A 19,766-nucleotide genomic window follows, 5' to 3' on the forward strand; every position below is an offset into this window, starting at 1 on the left:
TTCTTATGGACGCACAGCACGACGACACCGGCAACGCGGCACGCCCCGTTCTCGAGGCCCCCGACATCGCCCGTGTTCTGACCCGTATCGCCCACGAGATCGTCGAACGCGCCAAGGGCGCCGACGACGTGGTGCTGCTCGGCATCCCGACCCGGGGCGTCTTCCTCGCCCGTCGGCTGGCCGAGAAACTCCAGGAGATCACCGGCCGGAAGACGCCGGTCGGGTCTCTCGACATCACCATGTACCGCGACGACCTGCGGATGCGCCCGGCGCGCGCCCTGGCCCGTACCGACATCCCCGGCGAGGGGATCGAGGGCAGCCTGGTCGTCCTGGTCGACGACGTGCTCTTCTCCGGCCGCACGATCCGCGCCGCCCTCGACGCGCTCGGCGACATCGGCCGCCCGCGCGCGGTGCAGCTGGCGGTCCTCGTCGACCGCGGCCACCGGGAACTCCCCATCCGCGCGGACTACGTCGGCAAGAACCTCCCCACGTCGCTGCGGGAGACGGTCAAGGTCCAGCTCGCCGAGGAGGACGGCCGCGACGCCGTGCTGCTGGGCGTCAAGCAGGCCACCCCCGCGGACACGCAGTAGCCCGAGCCCTCCCGTACGGCCCCTCGGGGACGTACGGCCGCTCCCGCGCGCCCGCATGCCTGAAACTCCCTCCAGCAACCCGGAGAACCCCCAGATGATGCGTCACCTCATCTCGGCCGCCGACCTCACCCGCGACGACGCCGTCCTGATCCTCGACACCGCCGAGGAGATGGCCCGGGTCGCGGACCGGCCGATCAAGAAGCTTCCCACCCTGCGCGGCCGTACCGTCGTCAACCTCTTCTTCGAGGACTCGACCCGCACCCGCATCTCCTTCGAGGCGGCCGCCAAACGGCTGTCCGCCGACGTCATCAACTTCTCCGCCAAGGGCTCGTCCGTCTCCAAGGGCGAGTCCCTGAAGGACACCGCGCTGACCCTGGAGGCGATGGGCGCCGACGCCGTCGTCATCCGGCACGGCGCCTCCGGAGCCCCCTACCGGCTCGCCACCTCCGGCTGGATCGACGGGGCCGTGGTCAACGCCGGCGACGGCACCCACGAACACCCCACCCAGGCCCTGCTGGACGCCTTCACGATGCGCCGCCGGCTCGTCGGCGCCGACGCCGGGCTCGGCCGCGACCTGGACGGCCGCCGCATCACGATCGTCGGCGACATCCTGCACAGCCGCGTCGCCCGCTCCAACGTCCACCTGCTCACCACGCTCGGCGCGCACGTCACCCTGGTGGCCCCGCCCACCCTGGTGCCCGTCGGCGTCGAGAAGTGGCCCTGCGACGTCAGCTACAGCCTCGACGACGTGCTGGCGAAGTCCGATGCGGTGATGATGCTGCGTGTGCAGCGTGAACGGATGAACGCCGCGTACTTCCCGACCGAGCGCGAGTACTCCCGCCGCTACGGCCTGAACGGCGACCGCATGGCGAAGATGCCCGAGCACGCCATCGTCATGCACCCCGGCCCGATGGTCCGCGGCATGGAGATCACCGCCGAGGTCGCCGACTCCGACCGCTGCACGGTCGTCGAGCAGGTCGCCAACGGCGTCTCCATCCGCATGGCCGTGCTCTACCTGCTGCTCGGCGGCTCCGACACCGCACTGTCCGCCGCCCCCGCCCGTACCGAGGAGAACAAGTAACCATGAGCAAGATCCTTATCCGCGGTGCGCGGATCCTCGGCGGCGAGCCCAGGGACGTACTGATCGACGGGGAGACCGTCACCGAGGTGGGCACCGGCCTCGACGCCGCCGGCGCCACCGTGATCGAGGCCGAGGGGCAGATCCTGCTGCCCGGCCTGGTCGACCTGCACACCCATCTGCGCGAGCCCGGCCGCGAGGACTCCGAGACCGTCCTCACCGGCACCAGGGCCGCGGCCGTCGGCGGCTTCACCGCCGTGCACGCCATGGCCAACACCTTCCCCGTCGCCGACACCGCCGGCGTCGTCGAGCAGGTCTGGCGCCTCGGCAAGGAGTCCGGCTACTGCGACGTGCAGCCCGTGGGCGCCGTCACCGTCGGCCTGGAGGGCAAGCAGCTCGCCGAGCTCGGCGCGATGCACGACTCCGCCGCCGGGGTGAAGGTCTTCTCCGACGACGGCAAGTGCGTCGACGACGCGGTGATCATGCGCCGCGCCCTGGAGTACGTGAAGGCCTTCGACGGCGTCGTCGCCCAGCACGCCCAGGAGCCCCGCCTCACCGAGGGCGCCCAGATGAACGAGGGCATCGTCTCCGCCGAACTCGGGCTCGGCGGCTGGCCCGCCGTCGCCGAGGAGTCGATCATCGCCCGCGACGTCCTCCTCGCCGCCCACGTCGGCTCCCGCGTCCACATCTGCCACCTCTCCACCGCCGGCTCCGTGGAGATCGTCCGCTGGGCCAAGTCCAAGGGCTGGAACGTCACCGCCGAGGTCACCCCGCACCACCTCCTCCTCACCGACGAGCTGGTCCGCACCTACAACCCGGTCTACAAGGTGAACCCGCCGCTGCGCACCGAGGCCGACGTCCTGGCCCTGCGCGAGGCGCTCGCCGACGGCACGATCGACTGCGTCGCCACCGACCACGCCCCGCACCCGCACGAGGACAAGGACTGCGAGTGGGCCGCAGCCGCCATGGGCATGGTGGGCCTGGAGACCGCGCTCTCGGTCGTCCAGCAGACGATGGTGGACACCGGCCTGATGGACTGGGCGGGCGTCGCGGACCGCATGTCCTTCCGCCCCGCGGCCATCGGCCGGCTCGAAGGACACGGCCGCCCCGTCTCGGCGGGTGAGCCCGCCAACCTCACTCTGGTCGATCCGGCATACCGTGGAGCCGTGGACCCCGCGGGCTTCGCGTCCCGCAGCCGAAACACTCCCTACGAGGGCCGTGAGCTGCCGGGCCGCGTCACCCACACCTTCCTGCGGGGCCGTGCCACGGTCGTCGACGGGAAGCTCGCGTGACAACTCTGACCCCCCTGTACCACCTGGCCGCCGAGCAGAAGTCGGCGGAAGTGACGGACTGGGCCGCCCGCATCGCCTGGGTGGTCGGCCTGTTCGTCTTCATCGCCCTCGTCTACTGGCTGATGCGCCAGGGCTGGAAGTGGCGCGCCAGCCTCCAGTCCGATCTGCCGGAGCTCCCGGCCACCCCCGAGGACTTCGCCGACGACGAGACGCTGCTCACGCTTCAGGGGCGCTACCACGCCTCCACCACCGCCGGGCAGTGGCTCGACCGGATCGTCGCGCACGGCCTCGGCACCCGCAGCCGCACCGAGCTCACGCTCACCGCCCGCGGCCTGGACGTCGTACGCCCCGGGGCGGCCGACTTCTTCATCCCGGCCGACGCCCTGCGCGAGGCCCGCCTCGACAAGGCGCTCGCGGGCAAGGTCCTCCCCGAGGGCGGCCTGCTGATCATCACCTGGGCGCACGGCGAGACGCTGATCGACTCCGGCTTCCGCTCCGACCACGCCGCCGAGCACCAGGCCTGGGTCGACGCCGTCAGCCGGCTCACCGGCGCACCGGCCGCCACGGAACTCACCAGCACCACTACGGAAGGCACCGCACGATGACGATCTCCACCAGGGGGGCCCAGACCCCCGCCGTACTCGTCCTGGAGGACGGTCGCGCCTTCCGCGGCCGTGCCTACGGGGCCGTGGGGGAGACCTTCGGCGAAGCGGTGTTCTCCACCGGCATGACCGGCTACCAGGAAACGCTGACCGACCCCTCGTACCACCGCCAGGTCGTCGTCATGACGGCCCCGCACGTCGGCAACACCGGCGTGAACGACGAGGACCCCGAGTCCGCTCGCATCTGGGTCTCCGGCTACGTCGTCCGCGACCCCGCCCGCAAGCCCTCCAACTGGCGCTCCCAGCGCTCGCTGGAGGAGGAGCTTCAGGCGCAGGGTGTCGTCGGCATCAGCGGCGTCGACACCCGCGCCCTCACCCGCCACCTGCGCGAGCGCGGCGCGATGCGCGTCGGGATCTTCTCCGGCGAGGCGCTGGCCGACGAGGCCGCGCTGCTGGCCCGGGTCCAGCAGGCCCCCGAGATGGCGGGCGCCGACCTCTCCGCCGAGGTCGCCACCAAGGAGGCCTACGTCGTCCCCGCGATCGGCGTGAAGAAGTTCACCGTCGCCGCGATCGACCTCGGCATCAAGGGCATGACCCCCCACCGGATGGCCGAACGCGGCATCGAGGTGCACGTGCTGCCCGCCACCGCCACCCTGGAAGAGGTGTACGCGGTCAAGCCGGACGGCGTCTTCTTCTCCAACGGCCCCGGCGACCCGTCCACCGCCGACCACCCGGTCGCCCTCATGCGCGGCGTCCTGGAGCGTTCCACCCCGCTCTTCGGCATCTGCTTCGGCAACCAGATCCTTGGCCGCGCGCTCGGCTTCGGCACCTACAAGCTGAAGTACGGCCACCGCGGCATCAACCAGCCGGTGCAGGACCGCACCACCGGCAAGGTCGAGGTCACCGCGCACAACCACGGCTTCGCCGTCGACGCCCCGCTGGACCAGGTCTCCGACACGGAGTTCGGCCGCGCCGAGGTCTCCCACGTCTGCCTCAACGACCAGGTGGTCGAGGGCCTCCAGCTCCTGGACCGGCCCGCCTATAGCGTCCAGTACCACCCCGAGGCGGCCGCGGGCCCGCACGACGCCGCGTACCTCTTCGACCGTTTCACCACCCTGATGGAGGGCCAGCGTGCCTAAGCGCTCCGATATCCAGTCCGTCCTGGTCATCGGCTCCGGTCCGATCGTCATCGGCCAGGCCGCCGAGTTCGACTACTCCGGCACCCAGGCCTGCCGCGTCCTCAAGGCCGAGGGCCTGCGCGTCATCCTGGTGAACTCCAACCCGGCGACGATCATGACCGACCCGGAGATCGCCGACGCCACCTACGTCGAGCCGATCACCCCCGAGTTCGTCGAGAAGATCATCGCCAAGGAGCGCCCCGACGCGCTCCTGCCCACCCTCGGCGGCCAGACCGCGCTGAACACCGCGATCTCCATGCACGAGAACGGCGTGCTGGAGAAGTACGGCGTCGAGCTCATCGGCGCCAACGTCGAGGCGATCAACAAGGGCGAGGACCGCGACCTCTTCAAGGGCGTCGTCGAGGCCGTCAAGGAGAAGATCGGGTACGGCGAGTCCGCCCGCTCCGTCATCTGCCACACCATGGACGACGTCATCGCCGGCGTCGACACCCTCGGCGGCTACCCCGTCGTCGTCCGCCCCTCCTTCACCATGGGCGGCGCCGGCTCCGGCTTCGCCCACGACGAGGAGGAGCTGCGCCGCATCGCCGGACAGGGCCTCACGCTCTCGCCGACCACCGAGGTGCTCCTGGAGGAGTCCATCCTCGGCTGGAAGGAGTACGAGCTGGAGCTGATGCGCGACAGGAACGACAACGTCGTGGTCGTCTGCTCCATCGAGAACTTCGACCCGATGGGCGTCCACACCGGCGACTCCATCACCGTCGCCCCGGCGATGACCCTCACCGACCGCGAGTACCAGCGGCTGCGCGACGTCGGTATCGCGATCATCCGCGAGGTCGGCGTCGACACCGGCGGCTGCAACATCCAGTTCGCCATCGACCCCGCCGACGGCCGGGTCATCGTCATCGAGATGAACCCGCGCGTCTCCCGCTCCTCGGCGCTCGCCTCCAAGGCCACCGGCTTCCCGATCGCCAAGATCGCCGCCAAGCTGGCCGTCGGCTACACCCTGGACGAGATCCCCAACGACATCACCGAGAAGACGCCGGCCTCCTTCGAGCCGACCCTCGACTACGTCGTCGTCAAGGCCCCGCGCTTCGCCTTCGAGAAGTTCCCCTCCGCCGACTCCACCCTCACCACCACCATGAAGTCGGTGGGCGAGGCCATGGCGATCGGCCGGAACTTCACCGAGGCCCTCCAGAAGGCCCTGCGCTCCCTGGAGAAGAAGGGCTCGCAGTTCGCCTTCACCGGCCCCATCGGCGACAAGGCCGAGCTGCTGGCCGAGGCGGTCCGCCCCACCGACGGCCGCATCAACACCGTCATGCAGGCGATCCGGGCCGGAGCCACCCAGGAGGAGGTCTTCGACTCCACGAAGATCGACCCCTGGTTCGTCGACCAGCTCTTCCTGATCAAGGAGATCGCCGACGAACTGGCCTCCGCCGAACGCCTCGACGCCGACCTGATCGCGGAGGCCAAGCGGCACGGTTTCTCCGACGTCCAGATCGGTGAGATCCGCGGGCTGCGCGAGGACGTCGTCCGTGAGGTCCGGCACGCGCTCGGCATCCGCCCGGTCTACAAGACCGTCGACACGTGTGCCGCCGAGTTCGCCGCGAACACGCCGTACTTCTACTCCTCCTACGACGAGGAGAGCGAGGTCGCGAGCCGCACCAAGCCGGCCGTGATCATCCTCGGCTCGGGCCCCAACCGCATCGGCCAGGGCATCGAGTTCGACTACTCCTGTGTGCACGCCTCCTTCGCCCTGAGCGACGCGGGCTACGAGACCGTCATGGTCAACTGCAACCCGGAGACCGTCTCCACCGACTACGACACCTCCGACCGGCTCTACTTCGAGCCGCTCACCCTGGAGGACGTCCTGGAGATCGTGCACGCCGAGTCGCTGGCGGGCCCGATCGCCGGTGTCATCGTGCAGCTCGGCGGCCAGACCCCGCTCGGCCTCGCGCAGGCCCTCAAGGACAACGGCGTGCCCGTCGTCGGCACCTCCCCGGAGGCCATCCACGCCGCCGAGGACCGGGGCGCCTTCGGCCGGGTCCTGGCCGAGGCCGGACTGCCCGCGCCCAAGCACGGCACCGCCACCACCTTCGCCGAGGCCAAGGCCATCGCCGACGAGATCGGCTACCCCGTCCTCGTACGGCCGTCGTACGTCCTCGGCGGGCGCGGCATGGAGATCGTGTACGACGAGACGCGCCTGGCCTCGTACATCTCCGAGTCCACCGAGATCAGCCCCACCCGGCCGGTCCTGGTCGACCGCTTCCTCGACGACGCCATCGAGATCGACGTGGACGCCCTCTACGACGGCACCGAGCTCTACCTCGGCGGCGTCATGGAGCACATCGAGGAAGCCGGCATCCACTCCGGCGACTCGGCCTGCGCCCTGCCCCCGATCACGCTCGGCGGCTTCGACATCAAGCGGCTGCGCGCCTCCACCGAGTCCATCGCCAAGGGCGTCGGCGTCCTCGGACTGATCAACATCCAGTTCGCGCTCTCCGGCGACATCCTCTACGTCCTGGAGGCCAACCCGCGCGCCTCCCGCACGGTCCCCTTCACCTCGAAGGCGACCGCCGTGCCGCTCGCCAAGGCCGCCGCCCGCATCTCGCTGGGCGCGACCATCGCCGAGCTGCGTGCGGAGGGCCTGCTGCCGAAGACCGGCGACGGCGGCACCCTGCCGCTGGACGCGCCGATCTCCGTCAAGGAGGCCGTGATGCCGTGGTCGCGCTTCCGCGACATCCACGGCCGGGGCGTCGACACGGTCCTCGGCCCGGAGATGCGCTCCACCGGCGAGGTCATGGGCATCGACTCGGTCTTCGGCACGGCGTACGCCAAGTCGCAGGCCGGCGCCTACGGCCCGCTGCCCACGAAGGGCCGCGCGTTCATCTCGGTCGCCAACCGCGACAAGCGCTCCATGATCTTCCCGGCCCGCGAGCTGGTCGCCCACGGCTTCGAGCTGATGGCCACCTCCGGCACGGCCGAGGTCCTCAAGCGCAACGGCATCAACGCCACCGTCGTGCGCAAGCAGTCCGAGGGCACCGGCCCGAACGGCGAGAAGACGATCGTCCAGCTCATCCACGACGGCGAGGTCGACCTCATCGTCAACACGCCGTACGGCACCGGCGGCCGGCTCGACGGCTACGACATCCGCACCGCGGCCGTCGCCCGCTCCGTACCCTGCCTGACCACGGTCCAGGCGCTCGCCGCCGCCGTCCAGGGCATCGACGCCCTCAACCACGGTGGCGTCGGGGTCCGTTCCCTCCAGGAACACGCGGAACACTTGATCGCGGCGCGCGGCTAGCGGCCCGGAGAGGGGGACACCGTCAAACGGTGTCCCCCTCTCTGTGAGCCCTGTCGACTCCTCGCGAGCCCTGTCGAGCACGCCGAGCACCAAGGACATCTCTTCATGTACAAGCTCTTCTTCCGGCTGGTCTTCAAGCGGATGGATCCCGAGCAGGCCCACTACGCAGCCTTCCGCTGGATCCGCCTCGCCGCCCGGACCCCCGTCCTGCGCACCTTCGTCGCCGCCGCCCTCGCCCCGCGCTACAAGGAGCTGCGCACCGAGGCCCTCGGCCTGCGGATGCACGGTCCCTTCGGCCTCGCCGCCGGCTTCGACAAGAACGCCGTCGCGATCGACGGCATGGCCATGCTCGGCTTCGACCACATCGAGATCGGCACCGTCACCGGCGAACCGCAGCCGGGCAACCCCAAGAAGCGACTCTTCCGGCTGGTCGCGGACCGCGCGCTGATCAACCGCATGGGCTTCAACAACGAGGGCTCCGCCGCCGTCGCCGCCCGCCTCGCCGCCCGCAACCCGGTCTTCCGCACCACGGTCGGCGTCAACATCGGCAAGACCAAGGCCGTCCCGGAGGCCGAGGCCGCCGCCGACTACGTGAAGTCCACCGAGGCGCTGGCCGGCCACGCCGACTACCTGGTCGTCAACGTCTCCTCGCCCAACACCCCCGGCCTGCGCAACCTCCAGGCCACCGAGTCGCTGCGCCCGCTGCTCACCGCCGTACGCGAGGCCGCCGACCGCACCGTCACCACCCGGCGCGTCCCGCTGCTCGTCAAGATCGCCCCGGACCTCGCGGACGAGGACGTCGACGCCGTCGCCGACCTCGCCGTGGAGCTGGGCCTGGACGGCATCATCGCCACCAACACCACCATCGCGCGGGAGGGCCTGGGCCTGAAGTCGGCCCCCGGCCTGGTGGGGGAGACCGGCGGACTGTCCGGCGCGCCCCTCAAGGAGCGCTCGCTGGAGGTCCTGAGCCGCCTGTACGCCCGTGTGGGGGACCGGATCACGCTGGTGGGCGTCGGGGGCGTCGAGAGCGCCGAGGACGCCTGGCAGCGCATCCTCGCCGGAGCCACCCTCGTCCAGGGCTACAGCGCCTTCATCTACGAAGGTCCCTTCTACGCCCGCGCGATCCACAAGGGCCTCGCCGCCCGGCTCGCCACCTCTCCGTACGCCACCCTCGCCGAGGCCGTCGGCGCCGAGACCCGGAAGAAGGCCGCCCTGTGACGCCCGAACCCTTCGGCGCCCGCCTGCGCCGCGCCATGGACACCCGCGGGCCGCTCTGCGTCGGCATCGACCCGCACGCCTCCCTGCTCACCTCCTGGGGCCTCGGCGACGACCTCGCCGGCCTGGAGCGCTTCACCCGGACCGTCGTGGAGGCGCTGGCCGACCGGGTCGCCGTCCTCAAGCCGCAGTCCGCGTTCTTCGAGCGCTTCGGCTCGCGCGGCGTCGCCGTCCTGGAGAAGGCCGTCGAGGAGGCACGCGCCGCCGGGGCCCTCGTCCTGATGGACGCCAAGCGCGGCGACATCGGCTCCACCATGGGCGCCTACGCGGCGACCTACCTGGACCAGGACTCCCCGCTCTTCTCCGACGCGGTCACGCTCTCCCCGTACCTGGGCTTCGGCTCGCTGCGCCCGGCGCTCGACGCGGCCGCCGTCTCCGGCGCGGGCGTCTTCGTCCTCGCCCTCACCTCCAACCCGGAGGGCGCCGAGGTCCAGCGGTCCACGGCCGCCGACGGCCGCTCGCTCGCCCAGCTGATGCTCGACCACATGGCCGCCGAGAACGCCGGGGCCGTCCCGCTCGGCTCGGTCGGCGCGGTGGTCGGCGCGACGCTCGGCGACGCCGGGGTGAACCTGGCGATCAACGGGCCGCTCCTCGCGCCCGGCATCGGCGCCCAGGGCGCGACCCCGGCGGATCTTCCGGCCGTGTTCGGCGACGCGGTGGGCAATGTGGTCCCCAGCGTGAGCCGGGGCGTGCTGCGCCACGGCCCGGACGTGTCCGGGCTGCGCGGAGCCGCCGAACGGTTCGCGGACGAGGTCCGCAGCGCCGTATCCGGCAGCTGACCCTGACACGTTTACAGCGTGTTGACGAAATACTGACGAGAAACCTGGTTGATATGTCGCGAAAATCCTGGTCAGCCACAGCTGACCAGGACTTTTCGTCTGTTCTCGCTGACTACAGCGGCCCTTGCCGCTAGTCTCCGTCGGGAGCGGCCGAACACAGTGTGTTCTCCGCTCACCTGGTGGGTGGCGTCCAGCTTCCCCGCCGGTCCGTATCCGACAGATCGACATCCGAGGTGACGTAGGCGTGGCTCTTCCGCCCCTTACCCCTGAACAGCGCGCAGCCGCGCTCGAAAAGGCCGCCGCGGCTCGCCGGGAGCGGGCCGAGGTCAAGAATCGACTCAAGCACTCCGGCGCTTCCCTCCACGAGGTCATCAAGCAGGGCCAGGAGAACGACGTCATCGGGAAGATGAAGGTCTCCGCACTGCTCGAATCCCTGCCGGGCGTCGGCAAGGTCCGCGCCAAGCAGATCATGGAGCGTCTCGGTATCTCCGAGAGCCGCCGGGTCAGGGGTCTTGGCTCCAATCAGATCGCATCCCTGGAGCGTGAGTTCGGCGGCAGCCCCGCCTGACGTTCTCAGGCACTCCTGAGAACGGGGATAATCGCCCCATGGCTGCAACATCCCGGGGGACGTCCCCCGCACCCCCGGACGTACGTCCGCGGCTGACCGTGCTCTCCGGCCCCTCAGGGGTCGGCAAGAGCACGGTCGTCGCTCATATGCGCACCGTGCACCCCGAGGTCTGGCTCTCCGTGTCGGCGACGACACGCAAGCCACGCCCCGGGGAGCGCAACGGTGTGCACTACTTCTTCGTGGACGACGAGGAGTTCGACAAGCTCGTCGCCAACGGCGAACTACTGGAGTGGGCCGAGTTCGCGGGCAACCGCTACGGCACGCCCCGGCGCGCCGTGCTCGACCGTCTGGAGGCCGGCGAACCGGTCCTGCTGGAGATCGACCTCCAGGGCGCCCGGCTGGTCCGCCAGTCGATGTCCGACGCGCGCCTGGTCTTCCTGGCCCCGCCGAGCTGGGAGGAGCTGGTGCGCCGGCTCACCGGCCGGGGCACCGAGGCCCCCGAGGTCATCGAGCGCCGGCTCGCCGCCGCGAAGATCGAACTGGCGGCCGAGGCCGAGTTCGATACGACGCTCGTCAACACCTCCGTCGAGGACGTGGCGCGTGAGCTGCTAACGTTGATGCTTCAGGCCTAGATCTCCTCGATCGTTTCGGATCGTTCTGATCTTTGATCTACATCCCCTTCGGAAGGCAGAGAGTGTCCTCTTCCATCACCACGCCCGAGGGCATCATCAACCCGCCGATTGATGAGCTCCTCGAAGCCACCGACTCGAAGTACAGCCTGGTGATCTACGCGGCCAAGCGCGCCCGCCAGATCAACGCGTACTACTCGCAGCTCGGTGAAGGCCTCCTGGAGTACGTCGGTCCGCTCGTCGACACCCACGTGCACGAGAAGCCGCTCTCGATCGCACTCCGCGAGATCAACGCGGGCCTGCTGACCTCCGAGGCCATCGAGGGCCCCGCGCAGTAACGCAGGAGCACCACGGCACTTCACCTCAGGCCCGGCGGCCCGTCCGCCGGGCCTGAGGCGTGCCCGGGGCCGGATGAACCCGGTCTGCGCGGTGAGGCAGCATGGGAGGCGTACGTATGGGACGCATACGTTGCCTTACGTTGCCGAGTGCGGGGAGACGCAGTGGACAAGCCGAAGGTCGTCCTGGGGGTCAGCGGGGGCATCGCCGCCTACAAGGCGTGCGAGCTGCTGCGCCGGCTGACCGAGTCCGGCCACGACGTACGGGTGGTCCCGACCGCCGCGTCGCTGCACTTCGTGGGGGCCGCGACCTGGTCGGCGCTCTCCGGCCACCCGGTGTCCGACGAGGTCTGGGAGGACGTCCACGAGGTCCCGCACGTGCGGATCGGACAGGGCGCCGACCTCGTGGTGGTCGCCCCGGCCACCGCGGACATGCTGGCCAAGGCCGCCCACGGGCTCGCCGACGACCTTCTCACCAACACGCTCCTGACCGCCCGCTGTCCGGTGGTCTTCGCCCCCGCCATGCACACCGAGATGTGGGAGCACCCGGCCACCCAGGAGAACGTCGCCACCCTGCGCCGCCGGGGAGCCGTCGTCATCGAGCCCGCGGTCGGGCGGCTCACCGGCGTCGACACCGGCAAGGGCCGGCTCCCCGACCCTGGCGAGATCTTCGAGGTCTGCCGCCGGGTGCTGGCGCGCGGGGTCACCGAGCCCGACCTCGCGGGCCGCCATGTGGTGATCAGCGCCGGCGGTACGCGCGAGCCGCTCGACCCGGTGCGTTTCCTGGGCAACCGCTCCTCCGGCAAGCAGGGGTACGCGCTGGCGCGCACCGCCGTGGCCCGAGGGGCCCGGGTCACCCTGATCGAGGCCAACACCGGGCTGCCCGACCCGGCCGGGGCCGATGTCCTCCGCGTCGGCACCGCCGTCCAACTGCGCGAGGCCGTGCTGAAGGCCGCCCCCGACGCGGACGTGGTGGTGATGGCGGCCGCGGTGGCCGACTTCCGGCCTGCCGCGTACGCCTCCGGCAAGATCAAGAAGAAGGACGGCGAGGAGGCGCCCGCCGTCACCCTGGTCCGTAACCCCGACATCCTCGCCGAGGTATCCGGCGAGCGGGCACGCCCGGACCAGATCGTCGTCGGATTCGCCGCCGAGACCGACGACGTGCTGGTCAACGGCCGTGCGAAGCTCCGCCGCAAGGGCTGCGACCTCCTCGTCGTCAACGAGGTGGGGGAGCGCAAGACCTTCGGCTCGGAGGAGAACGAAGCGGTCGTCCTCGCCGCCGACGGCTCGGAGACGCCGGTGCCGTACGGCCCCAAGGAAGCGCTCGCCGACACGGTCTGGGATCTGGTTGCAGGCAGGTTCCAGCCGATTTCACAATCAACCCTCCGGGCGAGCGAAATCGTCCCATAAGACCTGAAACGCGCGCCGTGAAGGGTGGATTGTCCTACTGGCGCCCCGCGTGGCGCATGTCACGAACCTCCCAAAGGGCGAGACACCTGCCCCGGTCGCCGGATGCGACCGATAAACTGGCCGACGGTACGCGCCGAGCGCAGCTCTCGGTCGTGCCACCCATGATCAGCCAGCAGCCGCTGCAACCCCAGGGAGCGATGTGTCCCGCCGTCTCTTCACCTCGGAATCCGTCACCGAGGGTCACCCCGACAAGATCGCTGACCAGATCAGCGACACGATTCTCGACGCGCTCCTGCGTGAGGACCCCTCCTCGCGCGTCGCCGTCGAGACCTTGATCACCACCGGTCTGGTGCATGTCGCGGGCGAGGTCACCACCAAGGCCTACGCCGACATCCCCAACCTCGTGCGCAACAAGGTTCTGGAGATCGGTTACGACTCCTCCAAAAAGGGCTTCGACGGTGCTTCCTGCGGCGTCTCGGTGTCGATCGGCGCGCAGTCGCCGGACATCGCCCAGGGCGTCGACACCGCGTACGAGAAGCGGGTCGAGGGGGATGAGGACGAGCTCGACAAGCAGGGCGCGGGCGACCAGGGGCTGATGTTCGGCTACGCCTGCGACGAGACGCCGGAGCTGATGCCGCTCCCGATCCACGTCGCGCACCGCCTCTCCCGGCGACTGTCCGAGGTGCGCAAGAACGGGACCATCCCCTACCTGCGCCCCGACGGCAAGACCCAGGTCACCATCGAGTACGACGGTGACAAGGCGGTCCGGCTGGACACGGTGGTCGTCTCCTCGCAGCACGCCTCCGACATCGACCTGGACTCGCTGCTCGCGCCCGACATCCGCGAGTTCGTCGTCGAGCACGTGCTCGCGCAGCTCGTCGAGGACGGCATCAAGCTGGACACCGAGGGCTACCGCCTCCTGGTGAACCCGACCGGCCGCTTCGAGATCGGCGGCCCGATGGGCGACGCCGGCCTCACCGGCCGCAAGATCATCATCGACACCTACGGCGGCATGGCCCGGCACGGCGGCGGCGCCTTCTCGGGCAAGGATCCGTCCAAGGTCGACCGCTCCGCCGCGTACGCGATGCGCTGGGTCGCCAAGAACGTGGTGGCCGCCGGTCTCGCCGCGCGCTGCGAGGTCCAGGTCGCGTACGCGATCGGCAAGGCCGAGCCCGTCGGACTGTTCGTGGAGACCTTCGGTACCGCCACGGTCGACACCGAGAAGATCGAGAACGCGATCGGCGAGGTCTTCGACCTCCGCCCGGCCGCGATCATCCGGGACCTCGACCTGCTCCGCCCGATCTACGCCCAGACCGCCGCCTACGGCCACTTCGGCCGTGAGCTGCCCGACTTCACCTGGGAGCGCACCGACCGCGTGGACGCCCTGCGCGCCGCCGCCGGTCTCTAGTGCCCCTCCCGGCAAGCTTTGCCCCGTAAGGAGCAAACATCGCCGGTCGCGGCACTAGCGAGACCGCCCGCGTACGACAGCGGGGCGGGCGTCATCGAGTACGACAGCGGGGCCCGGACACCGAACGCGGTGGCCGGGCCCCGCTGCCGTGCCCCCGCCGTTGTCAGTGCCCTCTGGTAGGAATTCAGCTGTGAGCAGCGAGAACGAGCAGTCCGCCGAACCCGGTGCCGGGGCGCCGGAGCAGCTTGCGCTGATCCGGGAGACCGTGCGCCGGGCGAAGGTGCCGCGCGCCAAGCCGCGCACCTGGCGCGGCGCGGCCCTCGCCGAGGAGCTGCCCGTCGCCCGCGTCCTGGTCAACAAGGGCGTCCTCCACCTCGACCAGTACTTCGACTACGCGGTCCCCGAGGAGCTGGACGCCGACGCGCAGCCCGGCGTCCGGGTGCGGGTCCGGTTCGGGGCCGGAGGGCGCAATATCCAGGGCGGGCGGCGCGAGGGCGGCGGCCTGATCGACGGCTTCGTCATCGAGCGCCGCGCCGACTCCGACTACCAGGGGGCCCTGGCCGCCCTCGCCTCCGTGGTCTCCCCCGAGCCGGTCCTCGGGCCCGACCTGCTCGCCCTCTGCCGCGCCGTCGCCGACCGGTACGCGGGCAGCCTCGCCGATGTGCTCCAGCTCGCCGTCCCGCCCCGCAACGGCCGCGCCGAGTCCAAGCCCTCCCCGGACCCGCTGCCCCCGCCCCCCGCCCCGGAGCCGGGCACCTGGGAGCGGTACGGCCAGGGCCCGGCCTTCCTGCGTGCGCTGGCCGAGGGGGGCGCTCCGCGCGCGGTGTGGACCGCCCTGCCGGGCCCGCACTGGCCCGCCGAGATCGCCGGGGCCGTCGCCGCGACGCTCTCCTCCGGGCGCGGCGCGCTCGTCGTCGTCCCGGACGGACGGGCCGCCGGACGGGTCGACGCGGCCCTGACCGAGGTGCTCGGCGCGGGCCGGCACGCCCTCCTGACCGCCGACTCCGGCCCCGAGAAGCGCTACCGGCAGTGGCTCGCGGTGCGCCGGGGCTCGGTGCGGGCGGTCGTGGGGACCAGGGCCGCCATGTTCGCCCCCGTCCGGGACCTCGGCCTGGTCGTCGTCTGGGACGACGGCGACTCCAGCCACAGCGACGACAACGCCCCCTTCCCGCATGTCCGCGAGGTCCTGGAGCTGCGGTCGGCACAGGGCCGCTGCGGATTCCTCCTCGGCGGGACCAGCTGCACGGTCGAGGCCGCCCAGCTCGTGGAGAGCGGCTGGGCGCTGCCGCTCCTCGCGGACCGCGAGCGGCTGCGCCGGGCCGCGCCCCTCATCCGTACGGTCGGGGACGGAGAGCTGGCCCGGGACGGCGCCGCCCGTACCGCCCGGCTGCCCAGCCTCGCCTGGGGGGCCGTGCGTGACGGTCTGCGCAGCGGTCCGGTGCTGGTCCAGGTGCCCCGCCGGGGTTACGCCCCCCGCCTCGCCTGCGAACGCTGCCGTGCTCCCGCCCGCTGCCGGCACTGCGCGGGTCCCCTCCAGGCCCCGGACCAGCAGGATCTGAACTGCGCCTGGTGCGGGCGGGCCGAGCGGGCCTGGCACTGCGCCCAGTGCGGCTCCGCGCGGCTGCGCGCCCAGATCGTCGGCGCCCGCCGCACCGCGGAGGAGCTGGGCCGGGCCTTCCCCGCCGTGCCCGTCCGCACCTCGGGGCGCGACCACATCCTGGACGCGGTGCCCAGCACCCCGGCCCTGGTCGTCAGCACGCCCGGCGCGGAGCCCGTCGCCGACGGCGGCTACGCGGCGGCCCTGCTCCTGGACGGCTGGGCCATGCTCGGCCGGCCCGATCTGCGCGCGGGGGAGGAGGCGCTGCGCCGGTGGACGGCTGCGGGGGCGCTGGTGCGGGGCCAGGACGAGGGCGGCACGGTGGTGATCGTGGCCGAACCGACCGAGCGCGCGGTGCAGGCGCTGGTCCGCTGGGACCCGGCGGGATTCGCCCGGCGGGAGCTGGCGGACCGCGCCGAGCTGGGCTTCCCGCCGGTCTCCCGGATGGCCTCGGCGACCGGCCCCGCCGAGGCCCTGGCCGCGTTCCTCAGGACCGCCGGGCTGCCGCCGGAGGCCGAGATCCTGGGCCCGGTGCCGGTCCCGTCGGCCGAGCCGGGCAGGCCGCGCCGGTCGGGGGACGCTCCGCCGGGCGAGAGCTGGGAGCGGGCCCTGATCCGGGTGGTCCCGGGGCGGGGGGCGGCACTCGCCCGCGCCCTGAAGACGGCGCTCGCGGCCCGCATGGCCAAGGGGGCGACCGACCCGGTGCGCATCAGGATCGACCCGCCCGACATCGGCTGAGGCCGCGGGGGAGGCCGCTGCGGCAAGGCCGCGGGCCAGGACAGGGGACTGCCCCGCCGTGCGACCGGCACGGTGGGGCAGAGGGGCGGCGTGCGGTCAGCCGTTGCGGGGGCCCGGGAAGGCGCCAGGACGCAGTTCCTCGCGGACCGGCCGGTCCGCGAGAGGCTGCGGCGGCATCGAGCGGGCCGCCGGGACCGAGGGCACCGGGGAGCCGGGCCCCCCGGTGGAGATACCGGCCTGCCCGCTCCCGACGGAGACCGGGCGCGGCACGGCCGCGCTCTCGCCGCCCGTCTCGGTGGTGGGCTGCGGCGTGGCCCGGCGCGTTCCGTAACGGCGGTGCACGGCCTGCTTGGTGACGCCGAGGGCGGAGCCCACCGCGTCCCAGGAGAAGCCCAGCGAGCGGTCGAAGTCCACCGCGGCCGTGACCAGCGTCTCGACGCTGTCCCGCAGTTCCTGCGCGAGGCGGACGGTGGGGGCCGGGGCCCTGCCGTAGACGACGAAGCCCGCGGAGGGGCCGGAGCGGCGCGGACGGTAGACGTTGCCCAGCTGGGCGGTGAGGGTGCGCAGCGCGTCCACCTGCCGCCGGACCCGCTCGATGTCCCGCACCAGAAGATGCAGACTGGCCCGCGCTTGGGCGTCGTGGGTTGCGTGGTCGGCCATGAAGAAGCCTCTCGAACCGGCGTTGAAAGGGATCGGGCCGCATCGGGGCGGCCCGCTTCGGTCAATCTCCTTTGACCAACGCCCGAGCCGGGTATGTGGTCACGCTATCGGGGCGTATGTGCATATGCACGGGGCGTGCACGGCGCGCGTACGCCCCCTGCGCGGCGCCCGCCCGCGATGACCCGGCCGGGCCGTGCCCGGACGGAGATCCGAAAGGCTGTCCCGTAGTCCTGGTGAATCGGCGCGCGGTGTCGGACGAGGCCCGAGGACTTGGCAATTGGTAACCGGTAGGTTACTAATAGGGGGTGGACCCGTTCATCGCCCTGGCCGACCCCATACGCCGCGACCTGCTGCGCGCCCTTGCCTCCGGCCCGGCCCGCGTGGTCGACCTCGCGGCGCGGCATCCGATCAGCCGGCCCGCGGTGAGCAAACATCTGCGACTGCTCACCGAGGCAGGGCTGGCCACCGTCGAGGACCGCGGCCGCGAGCGCCACTACGCGCTCGCCCGCCCGGGCCTCGCCCCGGTACGCGCTCTGCTCGACGAGCTCGCCGGGCGCCGCCCACCGATCCCCGAGAGCGCCTTCGACGCCCTCGACCTGGAGGTCCGGAGAACCGTCCACGACCGTCGGGCCGGCACCGACACCGCTTCCGGCACCGCAAGCTCTCAGGAGGAATCAGCATGACCAGCACCCCCACCGGGCGTCGCGTGAACATTGACGGCCTGGACAGCATCGCCTTCGACCGCACCTTCCGGGCCGGCATCAGGGACGTCTGGGCGGCGGTCACCGAGCCGGACCGGCTGGCCCGATGGATCGGCGCGTGGACCGGCGACCCGTCGACCGGCTCGGTCGACTTCCGGATGCTCTACGAAGGCGACGAGCCCCAGCCCGAACTCCTCACCATCCAGGAGTGCCGGGCCCCCCACCGTCTGGCCCTCAAGTCCCAGGTTCCCGGCCAGGAACTCATCTGGCACATGACTCTCACGCTCGTCGAGCACGAGGGCACCACCACACTCACCTTCACCCAGTCCGTCGGCGACGACCCAGCGATGGCGGGCGGAGTCGGCCCCGGCTGGGACTACTACCTCGACCGGCTCGTCGTCGCCGAGAGCGGCGGCGACCCGGCGTCCGTCGACTTCGGCGACTACCACCCGGCCCACGAACAGCACTACCTCGACATGTTCAGCTGAACCCGACGACGACGCCGAGTACGAGGGCCGGAGCGGTGACCGAGCCCCTGAAGGCTGTCGTACCCGTCGCGTGACCGAGCCTTTCCCACCTCGTGCTGAGCTTGCTCTCTCGTACCCTCTGCGACCACCCTCTGCTACGTCCCACCGCCGACCGCGCACGAGCTCGTTAGACTGGTGCGCTGCTCGTCACCGTACGTCTTGGCCCGAGAGGCAGTCAGTCACCCATGAAGCTCGTCTTCGCCGGCACCCCCGAAGTCGCCGTCCCCGCACTGGACGCCCTGATCGCCTCCGACCGCCACGAGGTGGCCGCCGTCGTGACCCGTCCGGACGCCCCCGCCGGGCGGGGCCGCCGGCTCGTCGCGAGCCCGGTGGCCGAGCGGGCGGAGGAGGCCGGGATCGAGGTGCTCAAGCCCGCGAAGCCCCGGGACGAGGAGTTCCTCGCCCGGCTGCGGGAGATCGCCCCGGACTGCTGCCCGGTCGTCGCCTACGGGGCCCTGCTGCCCAAGGTCGCCCTCGACGTGCCCGCCCGGGGCTGGGTCAACCTGCACTTCTCGCTGCTGCCCGCCTGGCGGGGCGCGGCGCCGGTCCAGCACGCGGTGATGGCCGGCGACGAGGTGACCGGCGCGTCGACCTTCCTGATCGAGGAGGGGCTGGACTCCGGCCCGGTCTACGGCGTCCTCACCGAGGAGGTCCGCCCCACCGACACCAGCGGCGACCTGCTCACCCGGCTGGCCTTCGCGGGCGCGGGGCTGCTCGCCGCCACCATGGACGGCATCGAGGACGGCACGCTGCACGCCGTGCCCCAGCCCCACGACGGCGTCACCCTGGCCCCGAAGATCACCGTCGAGGACGCCCAGGTCCAGTGGTCCGCGCCCGCCCTGCGGGTCGACCGGGTGGTGCGCGGCTGCACCCCGGCCCCCGGCGCCTGGACCCTGTTCCGGGGCGAGCGGCTCAAGCTGATCCAGGCCACGCCGGTCCCAGACCGCACCGACCTGGCCCCCGGCGAGCTGTCGGCCGCCAAGAACAACGTGTACGTGGGCACCGGATCGCACGCGGTCGAGCTGCTCTGGGTCCAGCCGCAGGGCAAGAAGCCGATGAAGGGCGCCGACTGGGCGCGCGGCGTCCGCATCGTCCACGGAGAGCTGCTCGGCCTGTAGGCAGGCGCCCCGAGCGGGC

Annotated in this window: 18 protein-coding genes; 17 read left to right on the plus strand and 1 reads right to left on the minus strand. The window is 71.8% G+C overall.

What is annotated here, in order from left to right; all coding sequences use genetic code 11:
• The first annotated feature begins 5 nt into the window (after nucleotides 1–5).
• The 14 genes from pyrR to N7925_RS30940 all read left to right on the plus strand — a co-directional run bounded on the left by pyrR (nucleotide 6) and on the right by N7925_RS30940 (nucleotide 16,741).
• The gene (gene pyrR, locus N7925_RS30875; RefSeq protein WP_018960532.1) at nucleotides 6–590 is read left to right on the plus strand and encodes a bifunctional pyr operon transcriptional regulator/uracil phosphoribosyltransferase PyrR; all 585 of its coding nucleotides are present in this window, start codon (nucleotides 6–8) and stop codon (nucleotides 588–590) included.
• A gap of 94 nt (nucleotides 591–684) precedes the next feature.
• Nucleotides 685–1,671, plus strand: a complete 987-nt coding sequence (locus N7925_RS30880) for an aspartate carbamoyltransferase catalytic subunit (protein ID WP_274346580.1) — start codon at nucleotides 685–687, stop codon at nucleotides 1,669–1,671.
• A 2-nt stretch (nucleotides 1,672–1,673) separates the two neighbouring features.
• Nucleotides 1,674–2,960 (plus strand): dihydroorotase, encoded by a 1,287-nt coding sequence (locus tag N7925_RS30885; RefSeq protein ID WP_265602757.1) that lies wholly within the window; start codon nucleotides 1,674–1,676, stop codon nucleotides 2,958–2,960.
• A complete protein-coding gene (locus N7925_RS30890; RefSeq protein ID WP_265602758.1) occupies nucleotides 2,957–3,565 on the plus strand; it encodes a PH-like domain-containing protein in 609 nt (202 codons plus the stop codon). The genes N7925_RS30885 and N7925_RS30890 overlap by 4 nt, the downstream gene beginning before the upstream one ends.
• Nucleotides 3,562–4,701 (plus strand): glutamine-hydrolyzing carbamoyl-phosphate synthase small subunit, encoded by a 1,140-nt coding sequence (gene carA, locus N7925_RS30895; RefSeq protein WP_265602759.1) that lies wholly within the window; start codon nucleotides 3,562–3,564, stop codon nucleotides 4,699–4,701. Before N7925_RS30890 ends, carA begins: the two co-directional genes overlap by 4 nt.
• Entirely contained in the window at nucleotides 4,694–8,002 is a 3,309-nt protein-coding gene (gene carB / locus N7925_RS30900; protein WP_274345806.1) for a carbamoyl-phosphate synthase large subunit, read from the plus strand. Before carA ends, carB begins: the two co-directional genes overlap by 8 nt.
• Before the next feature lie 105 nt (nucleotides 8,003–8,107).
• Nucleotides 8,108–9,220 (plus strand): quinone-dependent dihydroorotate dehydrogenase, encoded by a 1,113-nt coding sequence (locus N7925_RS30905; protein WP_265602761.1) that lies wholly within the window; start codon nucleotides 8,108–8,110, stop codon nucleotides 9,218–9,220.
• Complete coding sequence (pyrF, locus tag N7925_RS30910; RefSeq protein ID WP_265602762.1) at nucleotides 9,217–10,056, plus strand: orotidine-5'-phosphate decarboxylase; 840 nt, start codon at nucleotides 9,217–9,219, stop codon at nucleotides 10,054–10,056. Before N7925_RS30905 ends, pyrF begins: the two co-directional genes overlap by 4 nt.
• Before the next feature lie 244 nt (nucleotides 10,057–10,300).
• Entirely contained in the window at nucleotides 10,301–10,624 is a 324-nt protein-coding gene (locus tag N7925_RS30915; RefSeq protein WP_003970367.1) for an integration host factor, read from the plus strand.
• 38 nt (nucleotides 10,625–10,662) lie between these two features.
• The gene (gene gmk / locus N7925_RS30920; protein WP_274345807.1) at nucleotides 10,663–11,256 is read left to right on the plus strand and encodes a guanylate kinase; all 594 of its coding nucleotides are present in this window, start codon (nucleotides 10,663–10,665) and stop codon (nucleotides 11,254–11,256) included.
• A gap of 62 nt (nucleotides 11,257–11,318) precedes the next feature.
• Complete coding sequence (gene rpoZ, locus N7925_RS30925) at nucleotides 11,319–11,591, plus strand: DNA-directed RNA polymerase subunit omega (RefSeq protein WP_003970369.1); 273 nt, start codon at nucleotides 11,319–11,321, stop codon at nucleotides 11,589–11,591.
• Nucleotides 11,592–11,753: 162 nt separating this feature from the next.
• Complete coding sequence (gene coaBC, locus N7925_RS30930; protein WP_265602764.1) at nucleotides 11,754–12,998, plus strand: bifunctional phosphopantothenoylcysteine decarboxylase/phosphopantothenate--cysteine ligase CoaBC; 1,245 nt, start codon at nucleotides 11,754–11,756, stop codon at nucleotides 12,996–12,998.
• Between the two features lie 199 nt (nucleotides 12,999–13,197).
• Nucleotides 13,198–14,406, plus strand: coding sequence for a methionine adenosyltransferase (gene metK, locus N7925_RS30935; RefSeq protein WP_265602765.1), 1,209 nt, complete (start codon nucleotides 13,198–13,200; stop codon nucleotides 14,404–14,406).
• 190 nt (nucleotides 14,407–14,596) lie between these two features.
• Nucleotides 14,597–16,741: a primosomal protein N' gene (locus tag N7925_RS30940; protein WP_274345808.1), complete on the plus strand. Its 2,145-nt coding sequence runs from the start codon at nucleotides 14,597–14,599 to the stop codon at nucleotides 16,739–16,741.
• Between the two features lie 96 nt (nucleotides 16,742–16,837).
• Here the strand turns inward: N7925_RS30940 and N7925_RS30945 are convergent, their stop codons facing one another.
• Nucleotides 16,838–17,401 carry a hypothetical protein gene (locus N7925_RS30945; protein WP_265602767.1) on the minus strand — a complete coding sequence of 188 codons (564 nt, stop codon included), beginning with the start codon at nucleotides 17,399–17,401 and terminating at the stop codon, nucleotides 16,838–16,840.
• Between the two features lie 305 nt (nucleotides 17,402–17,706).
• Here N7925_RS30945 and N7925_RS30950 point away from each other — a divergent pair, with 305 nt between their 5' ends.
• The 3 genes from N7925_RS30950 (at nucleotide 17,707) to fmt (ending at nucleotide 19,747) form a co-directional block, all read left to right on the plus strand.
• Nucleotides 17,707–18,084: an ArsR/SmtB family transcription factor gene (locus N7925_RS30950; RefSeq protein ID WP_265602768.1), complete on the plus strand. Its 378-nt coding sequence runs from the start codon at nucleotides 17,707–17,709 to the stop codon at nucleotides 18,082–18,084.
• Nucleotides 18,081–18,590, plus strand: coding sequence for an SRPBCC family protein (locus tag N7925_RS30955; protein ID WP_265602769.1), 510 nt, complete (start codon nucleotides 18,081–18,083; stop codon nucleotides 18,588–18,590). Before N7925_RS30950 ends, N7925_RS30955 begins: the two co-directional genes overlap by 4 nt.
• Before the next feature lie 224 nt (nucleotides 18,591–18,814).
• On the plus strand, nucleotides 18,815–19,747 hold the full coding sequence (gene fmt, locus N7925_RS30960) for a methionyl-tRNA formyltransferase (RefSeq protein WP_265602770.1): 933 nt from the start codon (nucleotides 18,815–18,817) through the stop codon (nucleotides 19,745–19,747).
• Nucleotides 19,748–19,766 lie beyond the last annotated feature (19 nt).

Origin of the sequence: Streptomyces sp. CA-278952 (assembly GCF_028747205.1) — a bacterium.
Taxonomy (GTDB): domain Bacteria; phylum Actinomycetota; class Actinomycetes; order Streptomycetales; family Streptomycetaceae; genus Streptomyces.